Below are 24,897 nucleotides of genomic sequence, written 5' to 3' on the forward strand. Positions count from 1 at the left end.
CCGGACCTTACGACGGTTTCACCCCCGTGAGCACCGTGAATGGACTCGGGGCGGGCATCGCAACTCGTCTGATCTTGCTGAACCCTACCGCGACCATCCACTCGGCGACTTCCTGGCCCGAGTGGGCGGATCCCCCGGGTGTATGAAGTAGTTGATTGACTCCGATCATCGCCGACAACACCGGGCCGGACTTGTTGTCGTTGAGCATTTGATCCTGCACGATCACGAGCCCCCCGGGTGCAAGCGCCTGATGGGTCTTCCGGAAGATGTCTTGCACCACCGCGGGTGATTCCTGATTGAGCATCGACGACAGCAATGCCGCGTCATATCCGCTGCCGAACGCCTCGTTGAGGTAGTCGCCGGGCTTGGTGTGGACGCGGCCGGTCATCTCGTGCGATGTGATGATCTCCCTCGTCACCGCCAACGTTTGCGGCTGGTCGATCACGGTGGCTGACAATCCTTTGTTCTGTTTGCAGAACATGATGGAGAACGTCCCGGGCCCACCCGCAATATCCACCAAGTGCGAGCGGCCTTTGAGAGAAATTTTCTTCGCCAGGAGTTGCGCCTGCGCCACCCCGCGATAGTGCATCCCGTAGATGTAGGTGCGCGTCGCCTCTTCTCCCTGGTCGTGCGGCTTCTGAACCGGCGGCTTACCGGTGACCACCGCGTCGTACAGCTTATCCCACGTCGGATACCAACTCTCGAACATCGAGACGATCCCGCCTTGGTACCGCGGACTGGTCTTGACCAGAAACGTATTCGCGAGCGGGCTGTTGCGGTATCGCCCACTCAGGCGTTCCAGGAATCCCAACGAAGTCGCGGCGATCAAGAGGATGTCCAACCCTCGCTCGTCCGCCCCGGTCTCACGGGCGAGTTCACCCGCGGACAAGGCCTTGCCCGCCAGGCGGTTAAACACGTCCAGACGGTTCGCCACGTGGAGCACTTTGGAGTGCCAGTACGCGGAACTCACGCGAGCGACCGTCATCGGATCGAGCGCTTTCGTTAGCTGGTGCTTGCGCGCCGGGCCTTGCCGACGAGCCGGTTTCTTCTTTCTCGTGTTCGCCATCACGCCTCCTCAATCACGAAGCAGCGAATCAAGCCAGCGTTCGGCGCGCCCGGTCCTACCGGATCATCCCGGAGGCGGCCGGCGCCTGTTTCGCCTCTTTGGTCCTGACCAACACCTTGACACTGGCATTGACGCCCAGTTCTTTGTGCTCAACCCCCTTCTCGTCCTTCTCCCGGCTCGCGGCCCGCACTTCGATGGTGCGTTCCCCGTCTCGCACATCCCACAGCGTCATAGTTTGCCGTTTGGTGGTCTTCGCGAACTTCCCGTCGACATAGATGTGCAGATGATCGCCCACCGTTCCTCGCACGAACCGCGTCTCGATCGGGATACTTGACGTCTCGATGACGGCACCGTCCGTCGGGCTCAGGATCGTCAGGGACACGTCGTCCGCCACGGCGGTCGCGGTCACCCACGCCCCCGCGACAATAGCGCACAGTATACTCGATCGCGAGAACTTCATCATCCGGTCTCCATATGCTACAGCATCAGATCGAACGCCAGGGTCAGTCGGTTCTCGGTCTGGTCGTTTCCGTCCACACTGGTCAGTTTGGTCTTGACGTGGCTGTATTCTCCGTGAAAGAGGAGCGCCAAGCGGCTGGTCTCAAACATGCGGTATCGCGCCGCGACGGTCGTTCCGTCGAGGTCGCCCGTCTTCTGGTCGGTCGTCGCGTCCCCCTGATCCAAATTTCGGATGATATCGTAGCGAAAGACGAGCATGGTGCTCCAATCCTGCAAGAGATCGTACCGCGCCTCCAAGAATCCCCCGATAAACGTGGCGGTCTGAGGATCGCTCCCGTTGAACAGCCCGGAGCTGTCGCTCCCGTAGAGCGCGAGCGCGAAGAGTCTGAGGGGCGGCGCCGCGAGCCACTGACCGTCCGCGCCCATCCGGTAGAAGGTCTGATTCGCCAGCCCCGTGCCTTCGATCGGGTCACCGGCCGGCGTGAACTGAAAATCGGTCGAAGCCGTGCCCAGGTAGGTAAACAGACCGACCCGGTGCTCGTTCAAGGGTTTGGCGACCCGCAGGTAGAAGTCGAAGGCCTTGTTGCTGTCGGCGTTTCCGTTGGTCCCGTTGATCAGGGCCAGCGAATACGCCAGCCCCCAAGGGGCCTGTCCGGACGCTTCCGCGCCCAACTGGCTGGCGCTCCAGTCCAGCGTTGTCTCGGGATCGTCGGCGGCCGAGCTGCCTTCCGGGAAATATCGGTAGATCGGATAGTCTGACAATGAGAGCCGTCGGGCACTGGACAGAGGCACGTCGAGTTCGAACTCTCCCAGCTTGACATTGAGCGGGACGCCCCCCGGCGACAGATCGTTGAACCGTATCCAGGCGGATTCCAGCTCCCCGTCCTGCCCCTCCGCCGGCCCCAACGCCACGTTCGTCACGGCGGGGAGATACTTCACGTAGAAATTCACCGTCTCGGTTAGCAGGCCACCCATCATGAGGTCGAACCGCTCGATCCCTGAGGTCCGGGTCTGAATCTTCGCCTCCCCTCGGTCAGTGTCTTGGTGGTCCTGCGAGGTATACCCGTACCCCGCCACCACCCGGGCGCTCAGCGGCCAATACGACGGTGGGAGATCCTCAGGCTCCTCTTTCCGCACCTGATCGCGGAGTTCTTCCGGGAGGCGTTCCTCCAGGCCCGCCATGCGGTACCCGTGAGCGCGAAAGGCTTCGCCAAAGTCGTTCAATGCCGGAGGAACGCTGTGGCAGTAACTGCAGTCCATATCGAACTTCCTGGTGAACGCGGGAACGGCCCCCGCCTCGCGCAAGGCACCCTCGGCGATCACCAGCGCCACCACCATCCACCATCCCCAATACAATCGGTCAACCATGCGTGTGCCCGCCTCCTTGCCAATCTCCCGTCCGTCGCACGGAGGGGCGTTCGCGTGAACGCCCCTCCGGACCTGCCGATGCTTTTCTGGGTGGCCGCCGCGCGGCGAGTCCCGTCAGTGGTGATGCCCGTGGTCGGACCCGTGCGCGTGTTCTTCTTCGTGACCGTGGCCCGCGGCAGCCTTCTGCCCGGCATCCATCTTGGAGAGGAACTCCACCAAGGTCGCCACCGCGTGTTTATGCTCGTCACGGATATGCCCCAACACGTGCACCACATCGTCTACGCCGGGGAAATCCTCGCTGGCGATCACCGGGATTTGCGCCTCGTACTTGTTGATGAGCTTGAGTTCCTCGACCAAATCGTCACGGAGATCGGCGGCGGCTTTGTCCAAATCGCTGCGAACTCCGTGCGCATGACCATTGCTGTGCGTGTTACACATGGTGACACCTCCTCGTGTGAATGCTCCGCGGGTCTTCCCGCGTTACGTTGGTTGAATGCCCATGAACACCAAGTTCGGCCAACTGGTCGTGTAATCCACCCGCGTGACGCTGCCGGGTTCGATGACGAACCGCTTGCCCTGCTCCAGCGGACACCCGAGCGCGGCACACAACGCGGCGCGAATCGTCCCGACGTGTGTGACGATCACAACGCCTCCGCCGGCGTGGCGGCTCATCAGGTCATTCAGCGCCGTGTCGACGCGACGCCCGAACACGGCGAGCGATTCGCCATCCGGCGGAGCAAATCCGAGCGGGTCCGCCTTCCAACGGTTCCACTCCTCCGGGTCTTGGCGTTTCACCTCGTCCACCAACCGCCCGTTCCATCGCCCCATGCTGCGTTCGGCCACTTCAGGCAGCGGCGTCGCCCGCAAACCCAGGACCCGCTCAACCGGAGCGACCGTTTGGCGCGTTCTGAACGTCGGACTCACGTAGACCGCTTCAACCGGAATCGGCCCTCGCGCGAACCACCGGCCAAGCGCTTCGGCTTGCGCCAATCCATCCGCATTGAGCGACGGCCCTTCTCCCTCTTCATAGAACCGATCCGGGTGATAATCCGTGGCGCCGTGACGACAAAACAGCACGCTCCCCCGGAGGGCTTTGCGATCGCGCATGGTGGCGCGTTCGCGGTCGGATTTTTCCAGGGGCTGGCCGATCATGGTGTCGGGGCGAAGGGTCGTTGACCAAACCGGAGCCATCGTCCTCGCCTTACGCCCGTTCGCGCATAAAGAGCCACATGGACCACGCAAGCGACGCCGCGCAAAACGCCGCCACGACCCCGATCGCGAGCCCGAAATCAGCGTCCCAGCGTTGTCCCGTCAGCAAGGTCCGCGCAGCCTCCACGCTGTAGTGAACCGGGTTGACCGACGCGATCGCGGCGATCCACCCCGGCATGAACACTTTGGGGATAAACGCCGAAGTAAAGAACATCAACGGGAGCGTCATCATGTTGCCCGCCACCACGAGGGGTTCCTCGCGCCGCAACTTGAGCGCAATCCCGTTGGACAGACTCGCGAAACCGAGTCCCATGCCGAACACCGTCGCCAGCAACACGAGCAGGCTGGGACCGCTCATGTCGATGTTCGCGCCCAGCGCGGCCGCCACCGCCAGCACGATCGCGACCTGTAAAACCACCAACACCCCGTTGTGGAGCACTCGGCTCAAGACGATCGCCGGTCGGTTGACCGCCGTCACCATCATCTTTTCGATCGTCCCGAAGGTAATTTCCCGCAAGAGATTCACCCCCGACCACGACGAACCGAACAACACGGTCATCACCACGATACCGGGCGCCAAGAAGTCCAGATAGCTGGTGGCGGGAAACCCGGCCATCCGAGCAAAGTGCGAGAAGAGCTGACCGAAGATCACCAGCCAGATCAGCGGCTGGACGAGACCGAACAACGTCCACATCGGCATCCGCAGGGTGATGCGCGAATACTTGAGGAAGAGAAACCACGTGTCGGCGAATGCGGCGGTCACGGTAACGCCTTGTCCTTCCAGGACTCCTGGGACCACCCCTCGGGCGAAACCCCTTGTCCTCCAGCCTGGCCCTTGTCCGCCCATTGTTTCCAGTCACCCTTGCCGGAATCCCGGCCATTCTGGGCCGATCCTGCGGCTCCCGGGGCCTCGGACGCGGCGTGCGACGTCTGCGGCGCCTGATCGTCGCGCTCGCCCCCGGATTCGGCGGTCTCGGACTCCGAAGACGCCCACTGCTTGCCCCACGACCCGCCGCCCTGCTGCCACTTGGTCCACCACGCCGCTCCGTTGGACGAATCCTCCGCCGCAAACGCCTTTCCGGTGTACTTGAGGAACACGTCGTCGAGGCTGGGCCGCGACACCGTGATCGAGCGGATCCCCGCGTTGACCGCATCCAGCGCCGGCAGCAGCTTGGGCAACGCCTCACGGCCTTCCTTGACGACCACGTGGAGACTTTCTCCCTCGGCGACCACGTCCTTGACCAGGGGATGAGCCTTCAGGGTTTGCCACACCGGAGGGCTCGGGGACCCGGACTCAAAGGTCAGGCGGATCGCGTCACCACCGACTCCGTCTTTGAGCGTGTCGGGAGACCCCACGACCTTGAGTCCCCCCTGGTCGACGATCGCGACGCGGTGCGACAACTTGTCGGCTTCCTCCAAGTAGTGCGTGGTCAGAAAAATGGTCATTCCGTGGGACGTATTCAGTCGGCGAATATACTCCCAGAGCGCGTGCCGGGACTGCAGATCAAGCCCCAACGTCGGCTCATCGAGAAACAACACGCGTGGGTGGTGCAGGAGCGCGGTCGCGATGTCGAGTTTCCGTTTGGTGCCGCCCGAGTACGAAGACACGAGTTGGTCGGCCACGGATTTCAGATCAAAAAGCTCCAGCAGTTCATTGGTCCGGTCGGCAATGGTGTTGGAATCGAGGTGGTAGAGGCGGCCCTGCAGCGTCAGATTTTCGCGTCCGGTCAGAAAGTAATCAACACCGGCTTCTTGCGCCACATATCCGATCGCTCGGCGGACCGCGGCGCCCTCTCGGACCACGTCAAACCCGGCCACGGAGGCGCTCCCGCCGGACGGCCGACTCAGGGTGGTCAGAATCTTGATGGTGGAGGTCTTTCCCGCGCCATTCGGCCCCAGAAACCCCAGGATCTCCCCCTCCGAGACCGCGAGATCCATGTCGGCCAGGGCGGTCTTGCCCCCGGGATAGACCTTTGAGAGGCGGTTGGCCAGGATAATCGAGGACGCCATGCGTTACCGGGCCGCGCGGGCGCGCTCGCCGCGGGACGGCGCGATGAACGTACCCGATTTCCCGCCGGTCTTCTTGAGGAGACCCACCTCGCCGAACGTCATCCCCTTGTCGATGGCCTTGCACATGTCGTAGATTGTCAGCAGCGCGACGGACACTGCGGTGAGCGCTTCCATCTCCACGCCGGTTTGCCCGTGAACTTTGACGGATGCCGTCACGGTGATCGCACTCTGTCCGTTGGCGTTCGGTTCGGAATGTTCGGTGAACGAAATGTCCACGCCGGTCAACAACAGCGGGTGGCACATGGGGATAATGTCGGGGGTGCGTTTGGCGCCCATGATTCCGGCGACCTGCGCGACCGCCAAGACATCCCCCTTCTTGATCTGTCCGGCGCGAATGCGCTCAAAGGTGGCGGGCAGCATGTATACGGTGCCCTCGGCCACTGCGGTTCGATCCGTTTCGTTTTTCTCGCTGACGTCCACCATGCGCGCCCGACCATCGGCGTTGAAGTGGGTGAGGTCATTCTCGGCCATCTGCCCTCTCTTGGGTGAAAGGATTTGTTCCTGCAGCTCTTGGCTCGCCCGTTCGCAACAGGGTCAACGTAAAAGAAGCAAGACTTATACCCGAAAGTCTACTCGTACGGCCTGTCCAGTGGTTTTGCTCAACGCAATCAGGAATAAATCGGTGCCAGCTCGGTTTACAGGGTATACCGATTGGCAAAGAGGTTTATTCAGTGACGTCGAGCAACAGCGGGTCGGTTATAGCAGTCCTCGAACAACGAGTCAAACCCCAGCAACAGACCGTGCCCGATAGAAAAGCACGGAATACTTTTTCTCTTTTTTCTCGACTGTGGTACATTCACCGGACCTGACTTTGCGGAATTTCGCTAATATCCACGTTTTTTAAGTCCCTTTTGCAGTGGCATCTGACTTGCTTAACCGTTGTCAGACCCGAGAATGAGTAGCGAGTGATTACAGTCAGATTTTTCGCAGTTCTCAAGAAGCTGGTGGGGCAAGACACGATGCGTGTTGACGTGAACGGCCACACCACGCTGAAGGAGCTTCTCGACCGGCTCGAACAAGAGATTCCATCGCTTCGAGTCACGCTCCGAGAAGGACGCACGTTGGTTGCGGTGAACCAAGAAATCGCCCAAGAGGAAACGCTCATTTCCGACGGCGACGAGGTGGCGTTCCTTCCCCCATTTGCCGGCGGACAACTCTAACCCGAGGTGAGGTGCGGAATGGTCCCTAAGGAAACCGGTTCGACTCTGGAGTGGGTCCGAATTCAGGAAGACGACTTCTCGGTCGAAGACGAGGTCAACAGAATCAAAGAGCGGTCCAAACGTGTGGGAGGGATTGTGACCTTCCTGGGGACCGCCCGGGATTTCTCCAAAGGACGCGACATCAACCGGATCGATTTCGAATACTACCCGGGAATGGCGGAAAAGCGGCTGAACGAAATCCGCGAACGCGCCCTCCAGGACTATGACATCATCGAGGCAAGCATCATCCATCGGGTCGGACGCATCGAAACCGGCGAAAACATCGTGCTGATCGTCGTCGCCGCGGAACATCGCAAAGACGCGTTCCGCGCCTGCGAGTGGTGCATCGATGAATTGAAGCGGATTACACCGATCTGGAAGCGGGAAGAAACCACCCAAGGCGAGGTCTGGGTGGTCGAACATCCTTAACCGACACCGGCGCGTATTGTCGACGTAGATTGACTGTCGAGGCCGCCGCGGCCTCCAGTCCCATAGAGCAAGGGAGGGACCATGATCGAGAAAGCGCTTCAGCAGGCAGCCGTCAGCGAGTCTGAGCAAGAGTTTGCCATTTTGCGCGACAACTTCAACCGCAAGATCAGTTATATGCGGATCTCGATCACGGATCGCTGCAACCTACGGTGCACGTACTGCATGCCGGCGTGGGGATTCGAGTGGATGGACCGCAACAGCCTGCTCACCTACGACGAGATCTTCCGGTTGGTGCGAGTCGCGGCCAAACGCGGTCTTTATAAGGTCCGGATCACGGGCGGCGAACCGCTCGTCCGTGACGGGGTGGTGGACTTTGTCGCAGGAATCAACGCGATCGAGGGTATCCGTGAAATCGCCCTCACCACCAACGCGGTGTTACTGAAAAAGTACGCGCAAGGCTTGAAAGACGCGGGCCTCCAACGCGTCAACATCAGCCTCGACTCGCTCGATCCGAAAAAGTTCGAAGAAATCACGCGGGGACACGTGTTTTGGAAAGTGTGGGAAGGCATCGAAGAGGCGGAGCGCGTAGGCCTCAATCCCCTAAAGATCAACGTGGTGCTTCAGAATGGCGTCAATGATATGGAAGCCGTGGACTTCGCCAAGATGACGATCGACAAGCCCTACGATATCCGCTTCATCGAGTACATGCCGGTCAATGATTACGAGGACTGGAGGAGCAAGTACATTCCGGTGGCTGAGATCAAGGAGCGGATTTCACGGGAGCTCGGCGAATTGCTCCCGGTCACCGAGAAAGAATCCGACGGCCCGTCCAAGAACTACCACCTTGATGGGGCCAAAGGGGTCGTGGGATTCATCACCGCGATCAGCGACAATCACTTCTGCGAGAAGTGTAATCGCGTGCGCTTGACTGCTGACGGCAAGATTCGACCGTGCCTGTTCTCGGCAATCGAGGTTGATTTTCTCGACGCGCTTCGGAACAACTGCAGTGACGAGGACTTGGACCTGTTGTTCGACCAGGTCCTGGGCATCAAGCCGCAAGCCCATGATCTCGACAAGTTCTCGGAAGAGAAGATGCTGAAAGCCATGGTCAATATCGGCGGCTAGCTTTTCCTCTTTCCTCTCGTCGAAGAGCCCCCGGATACCAGGTATCCGGGGGCTCTTTCTTTATCAGGAAATATTTTTCCTTGACAACACTCTCACCCCTCTGCTACGTTCCAAAAGTGATACTTGTCAGCCTAAAAATCCCCAATATATACCATATGAAGAAAATCGCCTTCGCGGTTTCTGCTGAAAATCCAACCTAGTCCTCGATGATAGACCCGATCCATCACGGACATGTCACGATCTGGGCTGACGAAGAACTGGTCGGTGTCATCCAGGGCCTGTTGAGTCCGTTGAGCTTGGCGCTGACCCGCGCGTCGGACGAACTAGACCTGATCCAACAGGTTCGCCACACCCGCCCCTTGCTGGCGATCGTACATAGTGTCAAAAAACCGACGAATTTGGTCGAGCTCCTCACCGCGCTTCATCGCCTTCAGTCCGATTTGGCAATCATACTCATACTGGGTCACGAGCATATACCCCTGCAGAACTCCATCGCCGTCTCGCCGAAACTCAAGGTTCTTGCCGAGCCACTTGACCTGACGGCCCTGAGCCAACGGATTATGGAGGCGACGGGGCTCTCCAGCCCGTTGGAGCGCTCGCTGGGCCACGACGATCTCCGGAATCAGAGCGACTATGGGCACCTTTTGGGCCTGAGTCCCAAGATGAAAGAGATCATGATGATCATCAACCAGGTCGCTCCCACGAACATCAAGGTGCTCATTCGTGGAGAAAGCGGAACCGGGAAAGAACTGGTGGCGCGAACTTTGTATGCTCGTTCACTCCGAAAGGATAAACCGTTCATCAAGGTCCTCTGCGCAGCGCTCCCGGAGGGTCTGCTCGAAAGCGAGCTCTTTGGCTACGAAAAAGGCGCATTCACGGGAGCTCTGAGGAGAAAACCGGGGAAGTTTGAATTCGCCAATCACGGGACGATTTTTCTCGATGAAATCGGTGAGATCAGCCCGGGCCTGCAGGCCAAGCTCCTCCAGGTCCTCCAAGACGGGGAATTCTCCCGCGTCGGAGGCGAAACAGACGTCAAAGTCGACACGCGCGTGCTCGCCGCAACCAACAAAAACCTGGAGAAGGCCGTGGCCGAGGGCACGTTTCGGGAGGACCTTTTCTATCGGATCAACGTCGTTTCCGTTCATCTCCCGCCGTTGAGGGAACGGAAAGAGGAAATTTCATACCTTGTGGAATACTTTCTGGAAAAATTCAACCACCAATACAACAAGACGTACCAGCGGCTCTCGGAGAGCACCCTTCAACGCTTTTACGAATACGATTGGCCCGGAAACGTGAGGGAACTGGAGAACATCGTCAAACGGATCGTCGTGCTCGACAACGAGGACGTGGTGCTGGCCAAGCCGCCTCCGCAAGAAGACGTGCCCTTGCCCTCGCCGACGCCACCGGCAAAACCCGCACCGGTCGCTTCAAGCGGCGGCGCGTCGCCCACGTCGACGTATTCATTGAAGAGCGTGGGCAAGGAGGCCGCCAGTCAAGCGGAACGGGACCTGATTCGCAATATCCTTTACCAGACCCACTGGAACAGAAAACGCGCCGCGGAACTTTTGCAGATCAGCTATAAAGCTCTCCTCTACAAGATCAAAAAATACGATCTCAACAACGATGGATAGTCCAGGCGGTGGGCGGCGCGAACGGATCACATGGTGAGACCAGGGAGGACCTACCATGTTTGGGGCGGCGACAGTACCCGTTGATCAAGAGACGTACCACTACCTATTGGGAATGGAGACCCGTCGCGCAATTCGCTATTCCCATTTCTTTTCCCTCTGTCACCTGAGGATCGACCAGGACGACCCGATTGCCCGCGCGGTCGTCTGTGCGGTCGCCGACATCGTGCGGGAAACCATTCGCGAAACCGACGTGATCGGATTGGCGGAGGAGCGAACGCTCTCGATCCTCCTACTCAACACCGAAATCCACAACGCACTGCAGATCGGCGAGCGGATCCGTACCCGCGTGGCTGACCACACCTTCGTCGCTGAACAACAGGCCATCCAGTTGACCGCCAGCCTTGGCGGGGTGTGCTTCCCCACGCACGGAAACGATGCAGCCGCGCTCCTGCTGCGAGCCGACGAAATGTTGGCGATGGCGAGGCGACAGGGCGGAAACCAGACCGCGATTCCCGTGTCCTGACGAGGCGACGCTGCGACCAGCGGCCCGCGTCAGCCCCTGAGGAAAAACGCCACCTCGTCCGGCGTGAGGTCCCCTGGATCGTGAAGCTCCCCGCGTCCCTCGGCATGCGGCGCGGCGGCGACGGTCCCTGCAAGCGATTGCCCGGTGGTTTCGGTGCCCGTCTCCCACCCCAACACCGCCCTGCCGCCGAGCTCGCCGTACACGTACCGGGACAATGTCACGGGACAGGAGACCAGGCGGAACGCACCCCGTACACTCGGTTTCATGTCCGGGGCCGCGAGGACCACACGGATCGGAGCCACCGCCTCAGCCAGCTCATGGGCCCTTCGCCAATCCGGATACCGCTCGAACCACTGTGCGGCATGCGCCATCCACGGCGACACGTCGTCGATCGGGCGCGTCCACAGGTACAGCAGCGTCGTCGCGGAAGCCCGCTCGGCAACCAGCAGTCCGATTCGGTCGGTCACCACGTCGCGGCCCACGATGTCTTCTCGTGACAGGAACGGGTTGCCTGCGGCGGCCAGCCCCATCAGATCCCCGACGGCAGGCGGTCCGGTGAGTCGCAACGTGGAGGGTGAAAGCACGGTGGACACTACCCGGCCCCGTCGCGGAGCCGCTCCTGCGCACGGCCGCTTCCGGCGGGCACGGCGCTCGCGGAGTACCTGCTGCTGGTGACCGCCAGCGGGCGGGATTGGGCATCAGGGGCCGTCCAGCGTCGCGCGATTGTCCTCACCGCATGAGCGATGTCGTCCCCGTCGCGCAACACCCCGCCTGAAATAAATGCGTGGGGCAACGCCGAAACGCGCGGGACCGATCCCACCACAGGGCACGGCCGTCCCAGAAACGTCGCCACGGCTCGGACGAGCGTGTCGCGCGCCCGCCCCGAACTTTGGTCCTGCTCACCAATCGCGACGAGCCCCAATTCCACCGAAGGATTCGACGACACCGCCCGTTTGATCGCGCGGTAGGAGTGACGCGGCGCGTCCGGCTCCCCGTCGCCGGCTATGACCAAGAATTCATCCGGGATGGGCATCCCGGGGGTCCGTAAGCTGCCGTCGCGGTAGTTGACGTGCACCAGTACCACGTCGACCTGGGTAGCCCGCGTCCGCCATTGGGCCGACGCCTGCGGATCAACGAGCACCCCCGGGCGTTTGGCCCCGAGTAACGGAACGGGCGTGACCCAGAGGCCGGAGGCGGCTTCGACAACAAGCGAGCCGTCCCCTCGTCTGGGGACACCGAAGCCAAACGTGATCCCAAAGGGCTGCTCGTGGGTCTCTGCCACCAGCACCCGCCGACCCAGGCGGGTCGCACCGACGGCGAGGCCCGCGACGATGATCGCCGCGGTGAACTCATCTCCCAGACTCGCGAGGTGGATGATGCGCGGCCCGCGCTCGGCGTGCTCAGCCGCCCGCGACAAGGGCTTGGGAGTTGATTGGGAACCTCGTTGATCGAAGAAGAAGTGGGAGACGTCTTCGAGACGCCGCTGCATGAAGCCCGGTCAGCCTTGGTGGGCCGCGGTCTCCGGCGGGGACGGCGCACCCGGTGCGGAGCGCCGCCGCAAGCGGCGAATCTCGCCCACCCGTCGTTGCCAGCGGTCCACATCGCGCTGGACGTCCCCGATATCCAGCAGCCATTCCTGTCCCGTGATGGCCTCGAACACGGTCCGTTCGTAGAAGACCAGGACCACGTCACCCGTGGCCACCAGTGTGAGTTCCACCAACGGCCGCTTGATCGTGGGCAAGATCTCGCGGAGCCTGACCATGACCTTCCTGATCCGCTGCAGCGAGACGCCCGCATCGAGCAGTTTCTTGGCGGTTTTGTACGCGACCAGATCCTCGAACGTGTAGCGCGCATGGCCTCCCTGCGTGCGATGCGCCGGGGTCACCAATCCGGTACGATCCCAGTACTGCATCTGCCTCCGGCTGAGACCGACGATTTCCCGGACCTCTCGACTGTGAAAATGGCGCTTCTCAACACCCATCGGTGACTTCCCGCGTGGCGGACGTGATCATAACGGAGCCCTTACCGGGCTGTCAAGGACCGATACAAGTTTTCAGCTTCTTGAACCCTTTAGAGAGGGTGCGGTTCAGAACAGCCCGAGTTGAACGAGTTCTTCCTTAGTAAACGGGACCGGGTACTGGCCGGTGAAGCAGGCGTCACAAAACGAGTTTCCGTCGGCCTCCTCGGAGCCAAACGCGGCAAACAATCCCGCGCGGCTCAGGTACGCCAGGCTGTCGGCGCCGATGTACTTGCGGGTCTCCTCTACCGTGTGGGAGGTGGCGATCAGCTCCTGGCGGGTCGGCGTGTCGATCCCATAAAAACACGGCGAAATGATCGGAGGCGAGGCGATCCGCAGGTGCACCTCTTTCGCGCCCGCGCTGCGCAGCATTTTCAACAGCTTCCGGCTCGTCGTGCCCCGCACCAACGAGTCGTCCACCACCACCACCCGCCTTCCTTCCAGCACCTCACGAATCGGACTCAGTTTGATGCGCACCCCGAAGTGCCGGATCGAGTCTTGCGGCTCGATAAAGGTTCTCCCGATATAGTGGCTTCGGACCAACCCCTCTTCGAACGGCACCGCCGAACCTTCGGAAAACCCGATCGCCGCCGGAATGCCTGAATCCGGAACCGGGATGACGACGTCCGCCGCAACCGGCGCCTCCTTCGCCAGCCTGATCCCGTTCCGCTTGCGAACCGAGTAGACATTGTGCCCGAATACGCGACTGTCGGGGCGGGAAAAGTAGACGTGTTCGAACACACACTGAGCCTGCGGCGTGGCTGAAAACGGATGGAACGAGGTGACGCCCCGATCGTTGATCACCACCAGTTCTCCGGGCTCGATGTCGCGCACGTAGTCGGCTTCCACGAGATTGAAGGCCACCGACTCCGACGACACCACCCAGCCTTCCCGGAGTCGTCCCAGCGACAAGGGACGGAACCCGAAGGGGTCCCGCACCGCCACGATCCCCTCGGAGGAGAGGAACAACAGACTGAACGCGCCTTTGACCTTGCTCAAGGCGTCCACGACACGCGCGAGGATGGCATCCTGTCGGGAGTGAGCGATCAGGTGGATGATCACCTCGCTGTCGGTGGTGGATTGAAAAATCGCCCCGTACGCCTCGAGCTCGCCGCGCAGCCCTTGCGCGTTGACGAGATTGCCGTTGTGCGCCAACGCAAGGTGACCGCGGGTGAAGTTCACCAGGAACGGTTGCAGGTTCTTTTCGTGCGACCCGCCGGCGGTGGAGTATCGATTGTGGCCGATCGCCATGTGGCCGGGCAGCCTCGCCATGCGGGCCTTGTCGAACACATCGAGGACCAGACCGGGACCCTTCTCGACGTAGAAGTTGCGGCCGTCTGAGGACACGATGCCGCTGCCCTCCTGCCCGCGGTGTTGCAAGGCGTGGAGACCGAGGTAGGTGAGGTTGGCCGCCTCGGGATGGCCGTACACGCCGAAGATGCCGCACTCTTCGTGAAGCTTGTCGAAGGGCGTCAGGTCGATACGCACGGGGACCTCTCCAGTTGACGGGCGAGCCCATCCGACCAGGCCGAGCGGACGGCGTCGAGCCCCACGTCCACGACCTTCTCTCCCTCAACCGTGATCGACAGCCGATCTCCCCCTGTCTCGCCGATCCGCGCCGCCACGACGCCCCATCGCTCGGCCGCATCGAGCACGCGGGCGACGTCTTCGGATTTGACCGAGACCAGCACTCGCGACTGGCTTTCGCTGAAGAGCACCGCGTCGGTCCGCAGGCCCTGAGGATTGCCCAGGGCCGCCTGGACCCCCACGGGGGCGTCGGATGCGATGCAGCACTCGACCAGCGCCACGGCCAGCCCCCCTTCGGAACAGTCGTGAGCCGATTCTACCAGACCAGCACCCGTGAGTTCGAGCAGGCACCGGTACAGCGCAAGCTCCGTGTCGAGGACCAATTCCGGCGGAAGGCCCTGTTCGCGATGGTGAATCACGGCGAGGTACTCGGACCCGCCCAGTTCGTCTTTGGTCTCCCCGAGCAGGATGACGGCGCGTCCCGGCGCTTGGAACGCTTGCGTGGTCACGCGCGCGGCAGGAGCCTTTCCCACCACCCCGATGATCGGCGTGGGATAGATGCTGATGCCCCGCGTTTCGTTGTAGAAACTCACGTTGCCGCTGACGACCGGCACCCCGAACGCGCGACAGGCCTCGGCCATGCCGTCGATGACCAGGGCAAACTGCCACATCACGTCGGATCGTTCCGGGTTCCCGAAGTTGAGGCAATCGGTGGCGCCCAGGGGGCGCGCCCCGCTGCACACCACATTGCGGCACGCTTCCGCGACCGCGATCATTCCGCCCACATAGGGGTTGAGCATGCAGTACCGGCTGTTGCCGTCGACGCTGATTGCGAGGGCGGTTTCAGTGCCCTTGATCCGCAGCACCGCGGCGTCGGAGCCGGGAAGCACGACCGTGTTGGTCCCCACCATGTGATCATATTGGCGGTACACCCACGCTTTGCTGGCAATGGTCGGTGACGCGAGCACGGAAAGCAGCGTCTCGACGTATGACGACGGGATCGGCAGTGTTTCGGATGACAGCCCCTGCAGCGCGTCCAGATACGCGGGGGGCGCGATCGCACGGTCGTAGCTGGGGGCCTCGTCCGTCACCAACTCGATCGGCAGATCGGCCACGACCGCCTCCCCGCAGCGCACGGCCAGACGGCGGGTGTCGGTGACGCGCCCGATCACCGCCACGTCGAGTCCCCACTTCTCGCAAACCGACCGTACGCGACCTTCGCACCCCGGCTTGGCGACCAACAGCATCCGCTCCTGGGATTCGGACAGCATGACCTCGTAGGGCGTCATGCCCGCCTCGCGCGTCGGCACGAGCGACACGTCGATATCCACCCCCGTCCCGGCCCTGCCCGCCATCTCGCACGAGGAACTGGTCAGACCGGCGGCCCCCATGTCTTGAATGCCGATGATGAGGTCCTCGCTCATCAGCTCCAGACACGCCTCGATCAGCAGTTTCTCCATGAACGGATCGCCGACCTGTACCATCGGGCGTTTCTCGGACGCTGCGTCCCCAAACGCCTCGGAGGCCATGGTGGCGCCGTGAATCCCGTCGCGCCCGGTCTTGGCCCCGAAATAAATCACGGGGTTGCCCACGCCGGCGGCGCGGCCCCGGAACAGCCGGTCCTTGGGAGCGAGGCCTAGACAAAACACGTTGACGAGTGGATTCGACCGATACAACTCCTGGATCGCCACCTCCCCCCCGACGGTCGGGACGCCCACGCAGTTGCCGTAGCCGGCAATGCCCGCGACCACGCGTTCGAACAGGTAGCGGTTGCGCGGCTCTTCCAATGGACCGAATCGCAAGGAGTCCAACAGCGCGATCGGTCTGGCCCCCATCGTAAAGACGTCGCGCAGAATACCCCCCACCCCGGTGGCCGCGCCCTGGTAGGGCTCGATGAAGGAGGGATGGTTGTGGCTCTCCATCTTGAACACCGCGGCCAGCCCGTCGCCGATGTCCACGGCGCCGGCGTTTTCGCCGGGCCCCTGCACGACCTCCTCCCCGGTGGTGGGCAGCCGCTTGAGGTGCACCCGCGAGCTCTTATAGCTGCAGTGCTCGCTCCACATGACGGAGACGATGCCGAGTTCAACCAGCGTCGGCGCCCGGCCCAGTCGTTCCCTGAACCTCGCGTACTCGTCGGCCGTGAGCCCGTGTCGGGCCAGGAGAGAGGGATCGAGCGGTTCCGCAAGCAAGGGTTCCGGCGGCATGGATGACGACGCGGAGCTACGCGGCTCCGCAGAGCGCGTCCAGCGCGGATTCGAACAACGGGCGTCCGTCTCGGCTACCCAGCTCGGACTCCGACGCGCGTTCGGGGTGGGGCATCATTCCCAATACGTTACGGGATTCGTTGCAGATTCCGGCGATCGCGTCGACCGATCCGTTGGGGTTGGCGTCTCCGCCCCCGAGCGGAGCGTAGCGGAAGACGATTTGGCCGCCGTCCTTCAAGCGACTCAACGTCACGGGATCGGCCCAATAAGCGCCGTCGGCGTGAGCGATCGGGAGGCGCAGCACTTGGCCCACGGCGTAGCGAGTCGTAAACGGCGTATCGCTTCGCTCGACGCGGACCCCGACCGTCCGACAAATGAACTTGAGCGAGGCGTTGCGCAACAGCGCCCCGGGGAGCAAGCCCGACTCGACGAGGATCTGAAAGCCGTTGCAGATGCCGAGGACCAAGCCCCCGCGCTGCGCGTGCCGCCTGACCGCTTCCATGATCGGGGAGCAGGCCGCCAAGGCGCCCGTCCGCAAATAGTCGCCGTAGGAAAACCCGCCGGGGAGCACCGCGAGGTCAACGGGCGGCAGCACGGCCTCGCGGTGCCAGACCATCCGCACCGAAGCGCCCACCACGCGTCCCAGCACGTGTTCACAATCTCGGTCGCAGTTGGACCCCGGGAAGACGACGACCGCGGCTTTCACCCCGTCGCTCTCATTCCTCGATCTTCAACAGCTCCCGAACGGTTTTGAGCAGCGCGTTCGTTTGAATCGGCTTGGGAATGTATGCATTCGCGCCGAGTTGCAGACCTTTTTCGCGGTCCGCGTCGGCCCCTTCGGTGGTGACGATGATGACGGGAATTTGGTTATACGCGGGTTCCTTCCTAACGATGCTCAGAAGCTTGAGGCCGTCCATCAACGGCATGTTGATGTCCGCCACGATGAGGTGAAAGGGCTGTTCCGACAGCTTCTTCAGCGCATCGACCCCGTCCGTGGCCTCGACGATCTTCGCCCCCTTGATCCGTTTCAGGCTGAACGAGACCAGCTGCCGCATCGTCGGCGAATCCTCGACAACCAGAAATGAGTAGCCAGCCATCCCCGTCTCCTCCTTACCAGGGGCGCGGCCAACCCGCCCGTCGCCGCGCCGCGCGGGCCCGTGGCTCGCGCGCCCCGAACCGGGGAGCCCACGTGGACCGACCGAGTGGCAACGGCATGGGATCAGGCCGCCTTGTTTTTCATCAGGCCAAGAAAACCCTTGATGGTCGAGAGTGAGCGCTGGGACCTCGTGTAGAGCATGGCGCTGAAGATCGCGGTCGCCGCGTGCCCCGCCATCATCGAAAACAACTCGTGGTCCACCCGCGTCAACCGCTTCTTTTTCTGTTCGAACAGGTCGAAGATGGCGATCACGCCGATCATGCTGCCGTGTATCTTCAACGGAATGCACACGATGGGATGATCCGGCGAACCGACCTTCGCGTGCTCCAAGTCGGGCTGCACGAAGACATCGCCGGTCTGGGCGACGCGGCCGATGGTGCCCTGGCCGATCGCAATTTTCTTCACCTTGGGGTCCATCGTCTCCGCGGCGACGACGTTGAGCACCGGTTCCTCGTCGTCTCGGATCAGAATGGCAAAGTGGTCGGATCCAATCAGGTTGAGAATGATCTCACTGACGATCCGCAACACCTCTTTGAGGTCCATCGTGGAGTGCAGTTGATAACTGGCGACGTACAAGTTGGCCAAGTTGTTGTTCTCTTCCTCGACCTCCACGTATCGACTGGCGAAATCCTTGTTCTCCTCCTCCACCAGCTTGTACCGGTTCAGCAGGGCTTCTCGTTCGGCGGTCAGTTCCTCGAGCTGCTGCCGCAACCGGGAAAGCTCGGTCGACGGCGAGCCCTTTTGGGCGGCCTTGAGCTGCTCCGTCAGCTGTGCCAACGCGAACCGGAGTCGCTCGTTTTCCTTCAACAGGTCGTTCGTAAACTCGATGCCTTTGTGAAAGACCCCCAGGAATTCATCCGCTCGACGAAAGATCTCGGGCTCTTTGTCCTTCTCCATATGCCGTCACCCTTTCGCGCGCCCGGAGTATAGCACCGGGCTGTTGAAGCCCGCAAGACGCGGGCCACCCGTCCTTATCGGCGAACGCCCGCCGTCACGTGCCTGACAATTTGGTCGACGATCCCGTGAAGCGGCGCAACCACGTCGACCACCCCCTCGAGAATGGCCTCATGCGGCATACCAAATACCACGGCGGTTTCCTCGGACTCCGCAATCGTGAACCCGCCCCGTTGTTTGATCTTGGCCATCCCGAGACGCCCGTCGTGCCCCATCCCCGTCAGAATCACCCCGACCAGATCCGCCCCGAACACGTCGGCGGCCGACACCATCATCCGGTCGACCGACGGGATATAGCGGTCTTGGTCGTCCGCGCGATCGAGCACCATTTTGACGCGATCGCCCTGTCGCGCGAACGACAGATGCTGTCCGCCCGGGCAGATCAAGAGCTGGCCGGCCTGGCACCACCGGCCGGAACTCGCCTCCATGACCTCCCAGGCCGACATACGGTTCAGGCGTTCCGCAAACGACGCGGTGAATCCGGCCGGCATGTGCTGGGACACGGCGACCGTACAGGGCAGATCGCGAGGCAACGCCGCGGCGATGTTCTGAAGCGCGGCCGGCCCGCCGGTGGACGAGCCGATCGCAACGAGTTTCAACCGCTCCAGCGGGCCTGCAGCGGGTTTGATCGGGGCCGGTTCACTCATGCGCAACGCCGCGGCTTTGGCGGCACGCTCACAGAGCCGGACCGGCGACGCCGCGACGATCGCGCTGATCTTGGTCTGAAGATCTTGCCGAACCTTGAGAATTTCCCACGACGCGAGATGGGTCGGCTTGGCCAGGAAGTCGGCGGCTCCCAAATCAAGGGCCTGAAACACGTTGCTGGCGGCGGACGCCGCGCTGATCACCAGCACCGGAGTGGGCGCGGTCCGCATCAGCCACCGGAGGAACCCGAAGCCGTCCATCCTCGGCATCTCCAGGTCCAGGGTGATCAGCGTGGGCCGGTACTTGGTGACCGCCTGGATGGCTTCCAATCCGTCGGTCGCGGTCCCGACGACCTCGACGCCGGGAATCTCCTTGAGCATCATCACCAGCGCTTGACGATAAAATGCCGAGTCGTCCACCACCACGACCCGCGTCGCCGCGCTCGCCTCAGGCTGCTGCACTGATCCCCTCCTCCTTCTGGTAGACGATGTCGTGGCGCAGGTGCCGGAGGCTGAACGCAGTGCTGATACTCATCAACGATTCGGAGTGCCCCAGCAGCAGATACCCACCCGGCCGCAGCCGGTTGGAGAACATCTCGACCACGCGCTTCTTAACCGCGGAGTCGAAATAGATGATCACGTTCCGACAGAGAATCACGTCCATTTTGGGCAGCACGGCGGCCCGATCAACGTCGGCGAGGTTGAACGAGAAGAAGTTGACCATGCGCTTGATGGAGTCATCGACCCGAAATCCCTCTCCCTCCTGGTGGAAAAACCGCTTCCGGACGTCGGGCGGAGTCGTCCGAAACGCCGAGGCCGGATAGACCCCGCGCCGCGCCACCTCCAACACGCGCTGACTGATGTCGCTGCCGGAAATCTCCACCCGCCAGTCGCCATACCCCGGCTGGCTGGCGAGCAACATCGCCACCGAATACACTTCTTCGCCGGTCGAACACCCTGCGCTCCAGATCCGGAGCGTGCGATCCTGGCGCCGCTTCATCAACTCCGGGAGAATCTCGCGGTACAGGGCGTGAAGCTGGTGGTCTTCGCGGAAAAAATAGGTCTCGTGGATCGTCAAGAGATCGATCACCGTCGCGAACTCCTCGGCTCGACGCGCGTCATACTTCAGGAAATAATACAAATCCTTGAAGCTGCCGAACCGGTGTCGGCGCAGGGTCTCTTGGAGACGCCCTTCCACAAAGAACTTCGACTGCTCGTCGAGCCATACGCCGCAGTGCTCGTAGAGCATGTCGCGCAGCAGTTTGAAGACGTCCGGGTTGAGCGGGATGGTGGGCTGCTCGATGGAGATCACGGGTCGCCCTGGGGTCCCGGCCTCGCTTACGAAGCCTGATCCAATATGACGGCGAGTTGATCGATGGCGAAGTGAGCGGACTCGCGCACCAACTGGTCGGCGTCCCGCTCCGCCAAGTCACGCAACCGCGGCAGCGCATGCGCGACCCGCGCCCGCCCGAGCGCCACCGCCGCCGCGGCGCGCACACCCCAGTGCGGATCGTCCAACATCGCGATCAACCGAGCGGCCACGTCGTCACCCCCGATCTCTCCGATCGCCGCGATCGCCGCTTGTTTGACGTCGGCATCGCTCGAGGACAGCAGGCCGACCAGCGCGGGTTTGGCGACCCGGGCCTTCAGCTTGCCGAGGGCTTCGCAGACCGCAATTTGGATCATCCCCACGGGGTCGTTGACCAACAGGAGCAAGGTCTCGGCGATCCCCTCATCTCCTCGCTCGCCAAAGAGCCGAATGACCTCCGCGCGGATCCACATGTCGGCATCGTGAAGCAGGGGTCTGAGCAACTCGTCGATCGCTCGATCCCGACGCTTGGCCAAGATGCGGACGGTCTCCAGACGAACCGTGGGATCTTCGTCGCTCAACGCGACGTGAAACACGCTGGCCACGTCCCCGCCGAGGGACTCCAGGGCGGCCAGCGCGGTACGACGCACCGTCGGATCCGGATCTTTGAGATCCAGCGTCAAGCGATGTTGCGCTTCCGGCACCTGGAACAGTCCGAGCAATTTGGCCGCGTAGCAGCGCAGCCCGGCCTTGGGGGCTTCCAGCAGCTCCAGCAGTCGCTTGATCAGCGCGGGGCTTTTGAGCCTCGTCAACGCGCGATACGCGGCCTCCTGGACGTTGGGGTATTCATCCTCCAGCAACTGGAGGAGGGCCCGAACGCCCATCGGGTCGGCGAGCTGGCCGAGCGCGACGGCTGACGCCTGTCGGACGTGGCCGTTGGCATCCGCGGCGAGCTGGACCAGCCCGTGCACGGCTTTTCGATCCCCGATCTCGCCGAGGGCACGGGCGAGGCCTTCACGGAGCCCTTCGGGCGCTCGCGCCGCGATCTCGAGCAGCTTGGGGACCGCTTCCCGTTGCATTTGGATCAGCGCGGTGATCACTTCTTCCTTGGAGGTCTCGTCGTACGCGTCCACGAGGGCTTGGATGGCCTGGACGTCCGCCATCCACCCCACCAACGTCATCGCGTTGCGCTTCACGACCGGGTCGGCGCTCGACAAACACTCCCGGACGTAGTGGCTCACGGATTTGTCGTAGATTTCGTGAATCCGTCGGATGATCGACGTTTTCGCGTCCGGCGGCATCCGATTGTACAAATCGATCAACGCACGGACCGCGATGTGACGCACCTTGGCGGTGGAGAGGCGGAGGACCTGCGCGAGGGGGTTGAGCACCCGCAGGTCGCCGATCCGACCCAGCGCCTCCAACGCGGCCCGTTCGAGAGTCTTTCGCCCCAAGCACGCAATGAGGGGTTCCACCGCCCGGCCGTCGCCGAGTTCCTGCAGCGCTTTGATTGCGGAGAACTGGAGGAGGGGCCGATCCTGGCGCAACATCTCACCAAGCGGATCCACCGCGCGGGAGTCGTGGAGCTTGCCCAACGCTTCGATCGCGGCCATCGCCACGTTCTCGTCCGGTTGCCGCAGGAGCCCCACCAACGCCATCGTCGCCCGCCGATCACCGACGTCGCCGAGGATGTCGACCAGAAACTTCTTCACGTCGGGGTCGGACCCGCCCAGCGCTTCCATCAGCGAGGGGACTGCGCGCGATCCGAACCGCACGAATACCTCCGCGGCCGAATTCCGAAGCGCGGCGTTTTCCGGTGACGCCAACGAGGCCAGCAAGCCTTGCTCGGTTTCCGCCCGCCACCCCAACCCGACGATCGCCTCTACGGCGCTCTTGCGGACGCGCCATTCCGAGTCTCCGAGCGCGACGAACAGACAGGGAAACGCCGCGGGACCGTGGCCGACCACGTCAGCCACGGTCGCCAAGCGGTCTTCGACCTCCGCGGTTTTCAACCGACTCATGGCTGCGTCAAGTGTCAGTTTCGGACGGTCCGCCACGATGTCCCTCCTCGCGTTACGCGGCTGCCGGACGGTTTCGTTTGAGCAGTTCTCGCCGCGTCGACACGAATTGTTCGAGCGTCTGCTGGAACAGATCGACCGTCGTCGCGAGGTCCGGCCCCTTGCGTTCTTCGTACAGCTTTCTGCCTTCTTCGATCTCGGCGCGGAGTAAATCGAAAAACGTGCCGTTCAGTATGCCCTCGTCGACCTTTTTCGCGTTGTACAGCGCGATGTCAGAGACGATGATCCGCGCCAGGCGAAGCGCCGCCTCCTGCGCGGGGTTGGGGGCAGGCGAAGGTGGCGTCGGCGATGCCGCCGTTGCGGCCTCCTTGCCTGCCGGAGCCGCGACCGGAGTCCGCTTCTCCACGGGAGGAGGCGCCGACGGAGCCGGAGCGGGCCGAACCGACGAGGGCGCGGGCGGTGCCGACTCCCGGGCCACGGGTGGAGGCGGTTCCGGAATAACCGCCGCTGTGACCGGCGGCTCCCCCTTCGGCGGCGATGCCGGGGGCGTGACCTGCTCCAGGGAAGGGGTCCCGCTCCGAGTCGGTGCCGGCTCTATCGCCGGCGAGAGGTCACCGGTCGCCCCGCCTGCCGGGGTCCCGTCACCGCATAGTTGTTTGACCTTGTCCACCAGTTGACTTTCGATCTGGTGCCGCTCGATGTAATCGTCGGCTCCGAACAGGTTGTCCGGAGGTCGACGGTACCGATCCTTGTTGTGGATCGCAGCGACCAGAATCATCTTCACTCCCGCGTTCACCGCGTCGCCGCGAACCGATTCGCACACCTGGAACCCGGGCATGTCGGACAACCCCACGTCCACCAACACCAGCGCCGGACGCACGTCGCTCACTTTGGCCAGCGCCTCCGATCCGCTGTTCAACTCGACGACGTCAAAACCCGCCGCAACCAGAAGATCCCGGATCAACTCTCGCGTGGCCTCGCCTTGAACCGCCACCATTACCCGCTGGGGCGTGGTCGGCGTCGCGGCGGCCTGCTGAGACGGCGGGGTGACAGACACCTCAAACGCCTCGATCGTCACCTTCAACCCGCTGTGACACGCCGCGCACTGTATCACGGTATGGTTGACCAGCGAGGGCAGCTCGAACGCAACGCCCGCTCCGCACTTTGCGCACACGATGTTCATCCGTTCTCCTTCGTCAGTTTGAACCGTGACACGTGTTCCTCCAGACGCGAGGCCGCCCGCAACAGCCCGCCCACCGCATCGGTTGTTCGGTTCATCGCGTCCCGATTCTCCTGGCCGATCCGTCCGATGTTTCGGACCGCGTCCACGATCGCCTCGCTTTCGGCCCGCCGCTGCCGCACGAACTCTTGGACGTCTTTGACCCGTCGGTTCGCCAGTTCGACCATGCGGCTGACCTGCTGGTTGCCTTTGGCGTGTTCCGCCGCCGCCCGGGTGACGCGCTGCGCCATCACCTGCATCTGTTCGCTGATCCGTTCCACCTCGTCGAGCATTCGGCTCTGGGCGTGAGCGACCGTCACGATGTGCTGGACCTGGTCGGTCACCGTCCGCATCTCCGCATTGACCCGCTGGACGCCCGTCATCTGTTGGTCCGTTTCCTGGGCGATCTGCATGATGCGCCGCGACGAGTCTTTCGCGCTCTCCAAGATCCGATCGAGCGCGACCTTCGCCGTCCCGGAGAGACGGACGCCCTCTTCGACGCGAGTCGCTCCGTCGGCAATGGCCTGGACCGCGGTGGCCCCTTCGACCTGCAGCGCGGCGATGATGTCGTGGATCTCCTTGGTGGACGTCGCGGTCCGCTCCGCCAGCTCCTTGATCTCGCCGGCCACCACGGCGAACCCCTTCCCGTGCTCGCCCGCTTGCGCGGCGATGATGGCGGCGTTCAGCGCCAAGAGATTCGTCTGCTCCGCGACCTCGTCGATCACCACCAGGATCTTCCCGATGTCCTCCGTGCGCCGCTGAAGGCGGCG

The 24,897-nt window shown here is 62.7% G+C and carries 26 protein-coding genes; 5 read left to right on the top strand and 21 right to left on the bottom strand.

What is annotated here, in order from left to right:
* Positions 1-7: 7 nt before the first annotated feature.
* The 8 genes from AB1451_05300 to moaC form a co-directional block, all read right to left on the bottom strand.
* Entirely contained in the window at positions 8-1,066 is a 1,059-nt protein-coding gene (locus AB1451_05300; GenBank protein ID MEW6682329.1) for a methyltransferase dimerization domain-containing protein, read from the bottom strand.
* A 55-nt stretch (positions 1,067-1,121) separates the two neighbouring features.
* Positions 1,122-1,529 carry a hypothetical protein gene (locus AB1451_05305; protein ID MEW6682330.1) on the bottom strand — a complete coding sequence of 136 codons (408 nt, stop codon included), beginning with the start codon at positions 1,527-1,529 and terminating at the stop codon, positions 1,122-1,124.
* A 14-nt stretch (positions 1,530-1,543) separates the two neighbouring features.
* Positions 1,544-2,893, bottom strand: coding sequence for a hypothetical protein (locus tag AB1451_05310; protein ID MEW6682331.1), 1,350 nt, complete (start codon positions 2,891-2,893; stop codon positions 1,544-1,546).
* Between the two features lie 114 nt (positions 2,894-3,007).
* A complete protein-coding gene (locus AB1451_05315) occupies positions 3,008-3,331 on the bottom strand; it encodes a hypothetical protein (protein ID MEW6682332.1) in 324 nt (107 codons plus the stop codon).
* Between the two features lie 42 nt (positions 3,332-3,373).
* Complete coding sequence (locus AB1451_05320; protein ID MEW6682333.1) at positions 3,374-4,084, bottom strand: histidine phosphatase family protein; 711 nt, start codon at positions 4,082-4,084, stop codon at positions 3,374-3,376.
* 10 nt (positions 4,085-4,094) lie between these two features.
* Positions 4,095-4,865 (bottom strand): ABC transporter permease, encoded by a 771-nt coding sequence (locus AB1451_05325; protein ID MEW6682334.1) that lies wholly within the window; start codon positions 4,863-4,865, stop codon positions 4,095-4,097.
* The gene (locus tag AB1451_05330) at positions 4,862-6,112 is read right to left on the bottom strand and encodes an ATP-binding cassette domain-containing protein (protein MEW6682335.1); all 1,251 of its coding nucleotides are present in this window, start codon (positions 6,110-6,112) and stop codon (positions 4,862-4,864) included. The genes AB1451_05325 and AB1451_05330 overlap by 4 nt, the downstream gene beginning before the upstream one ends.
* A 3-nt stretch (positions 6,113-6,115) precedes the next feature.
* Positions 6,116-6,643: a cyclic pyranopterin monophosphate synthase MoaC gene (gene moaC / locus AB1451_05335; GenBank protein MEW6682336.1), complete on the bottom strand. Its 528-nt coding sequence runs from the start codon at positions 6,641-6,643 to the stop codon at positions 6,116-6,118.
* A gap of 434 nt (positions 6,644-7,077) precedes the next feature.
* Between moaC and AB1451_05340 the strand changes: the two genes are divergently transcribed.
* From AB1451_05340 to AB1451_05360, 5 genes are all read left to right on the top strand, one after another.
* Positions 7,078-7,332 (top strand): MoaD/ThiS family protein, encoded by a 255-nt coding sequence (locus AB1451_05340; GenBank protein ID MEW6682337.1) that lies wholly within the window; start codon positions 7,078-7,080, stop codon positions 7,330-7,332.
* Between the two features lie 18 nt (positions 7,333-7,350).
* Positions 7,351-7,800 (top strand): molybdenum cofactor biosynthesis protein MoaE, encoded by a 450-nt coding sequence (locus AB1451_05345; protein ID MEW6682338.1) that lies wholly within the window; start codon positions 7,351-7,353, stop codon positions 7,798-7,800.
* 81 nt (positions 7,801-7,881) lie between these two features.
* Complete coding sequence (gene moaA, locus AB1451_05350; GenBank protein MEW6682339.1) at positions 7,882-8,925, top strand: GTP 3',8-cyclase MoaA; 1,044 nt, start codon at positions 7,882-7,884, stop codon at positions 8,923-8,925.
* Between the two features lie 206 nt (positions 8,926-9,131).
* A complete protein-coding gene (locus tag AB1451_05355) occupies positions 9,132-10,556 on the top strand; it encodes a sigma-54 dependent transcriptional regulator (GenBank protein MEW6682340.1) in 1,425 nt (474 codons plus the stop codon).
* A 55-nt stretch (positions 10,557-10,611) separates the two neighbouring features.
* Positions 10,612-11,079, top strand: a complete 468-nt coding sequence (locus tag AB1451_05360) for a diguanylate cyclase (protein MEW6682341.1) — start codon at positions 10,612-10,614, stop codon at positions 11,077-11,079.
* A 29-nt stretch (positions 11,080-11,108) separates the two neighbouring features.
* Here the strand turns inward: AB1451_05360 and AB1451_05365 are convergent, their stop codons facing one another.
* The 13 genes from AB1451_05365 to AB1451_05425 all read right to left on the bottom strand — a co-directional run.
* Positions 11,109-11,672, bottom strand: coding sequence for a hypothetical protein (locus tag AB1451_05365; protein MEW6682342.1), 564 nt, complete (start codon positions 11,670-11,672; stop codon positions 11,109-11,111).
* Positions 11,672-12,568: a hypothetical protein gene (locus tag AB1451_05370; protein MEW6682343.1), complete on the bottom strand. Its 897-nt coding sequence runs from the start codon at positions 12,566-12,568 to the stop codon at positions 11,672-11,674. Before AB1451_05370 ends, AB1451_05365 begins: the two co-directional genes overlap by 1 nt.
* Positions 12,569-12,577: 9 nt before the next feature.
* Positions 12,578-13,060 (bottom strand): MerR family transcriptional regulator, encoded by a 483-nt coding sequence (locus AB1451_05375; GenBank protein MEW6682344.1) that lies wholly within the window; start codon positions 13,058-13,060, stop codon positions 12,578-12,580.
* Positions 13,061-13,165: 105 nt separating this feature from the next.
* Positions 13,166-14,584, bottom strand: a complete 1,419-nt coding sequence (gene purF / locus AB1451_05380) for an amidophosphoribosyltransferase (protein ID MEW6682345.1) — start codon at positions 14,582-14,584, stop codon at positions 13,166-13,168.
* Positions 14,569-16,827, bottom strand: coding sequence for a phosphoribosylformylglycinamidine synthase subunit PurL (purL, locus tag AB1451_05385; protein MEW6682346.1), 2,259 nt, complete (start codon positions 16,825-16,827; stop codon positions 14,569-14,571). The genes purF and purL overlap by 16 nt, the downstream gene beginning before the upstream one ends.
* Positions 16,828-16,843: 16 nt before the next feature.
* On the bottom strand, positions 16,844-17,533 hold the full coding sequence (gene purQ / locus AB1451_05390) for a phosphoribosylformylglycinamidine synthase subunit PurQ (GenBank protein ID MEW6682347.1): 690 nt from the start codon (positions 17,531-17,533) through the stop codon (positions 16,844-16,846).
* A gap of 10 nt (positions 17,534-17,543) precedes the next feature.
* Positions 17,544-17,924 carry a response regulator gene (locus AB1451_05395; protein ID MEW6682348.1) on the bottom strand — a complete coding sequence of 127 codons (381 nt, stop codon included), beginning with the start codon at positions 17,922-17,924 and terminating at the stop codon, positions 17,544-17,546.
* Between the two features lie 122 nt (positions 17,925-18,046).
* Positions 18,047-18,880, bottom strand: a complete 834-nt coding sequence (locus AB1451_05400; GenBank protein MEW6682349.1) for a GAF domain-containing protein — start codon at positions 18,878-18,880, stop codon at positions 18,047-18,049.
* Between the two features lie 74 nt (positions 18,881-18,954).
* Positions 18,955-20,043, bottom strand: coding sequence for a chemotaxis-specific protein-glutamate methyltransferase CheB (gene cheB / locus AB1451_05405; protein ID MEW6682350.1), 1,089 nt, complete (start codon positions 20,041-20,043; stop codon positions 18,955-18,957).
* Positions 20,030-20,893, bottom strand: coding sequence for a protein-glutamate O-methyltransferase CheR (locus tag AB1451_05410; protein MEW6682351.1), 864 nt, complete (start codon positions 20,891-20,893; stop codon positions 20,030-20,032). Before AB1451_05410 ends, cheB begins: the two co-directional genes overlap by 14 nt.
* Positions 20,894-20,919: 26 nt before the next feature.
* Positions 20,920-22,947, bottom strand: a complete 2,028-nt coding sequence (locus tag AB1451_05415; protein ID MEW6682352.1) for a HEAT repeat domain-containing protein — start codon at positions 22,945-22,947, stop codon at positions 20,920-20,922.
* 16 nt (positions 22,948-22,963) lie between these two features.
* The gene (locus tag AB1451_05420; GenBank protein ID MEW6682353.1) at positions 22,964-24,091 is read right to left on the bottom strand and encodes a response regulator; all 1,128 of its coding nucleotides are present in this window, start codon (positions 24,089-24,091) and stop codon (positions 22,964-22,966) included.
* The coding region (locus tag AB1451_05425) for a methyl-accepting chemotaxis protein (GenBank protein ID MEW6682354.1) at positions 24,088-24,897 on the bottom strand (810 nt) is incomplete at its 5' end. The genes AB1451_05425 and AB1451_05420, both read right to left, overlap by 4 nt.

The sequence above is a fragment of the Nitrospirota bacterium genome, assembly GCA_040757335.1.
Classification (GTDB): domain Bacteria; phylum Nitrospirota; class Nitrospiria; order 2-01-FULL-66-17; family 2-01-FULL-66-17; genus JBFLXB01.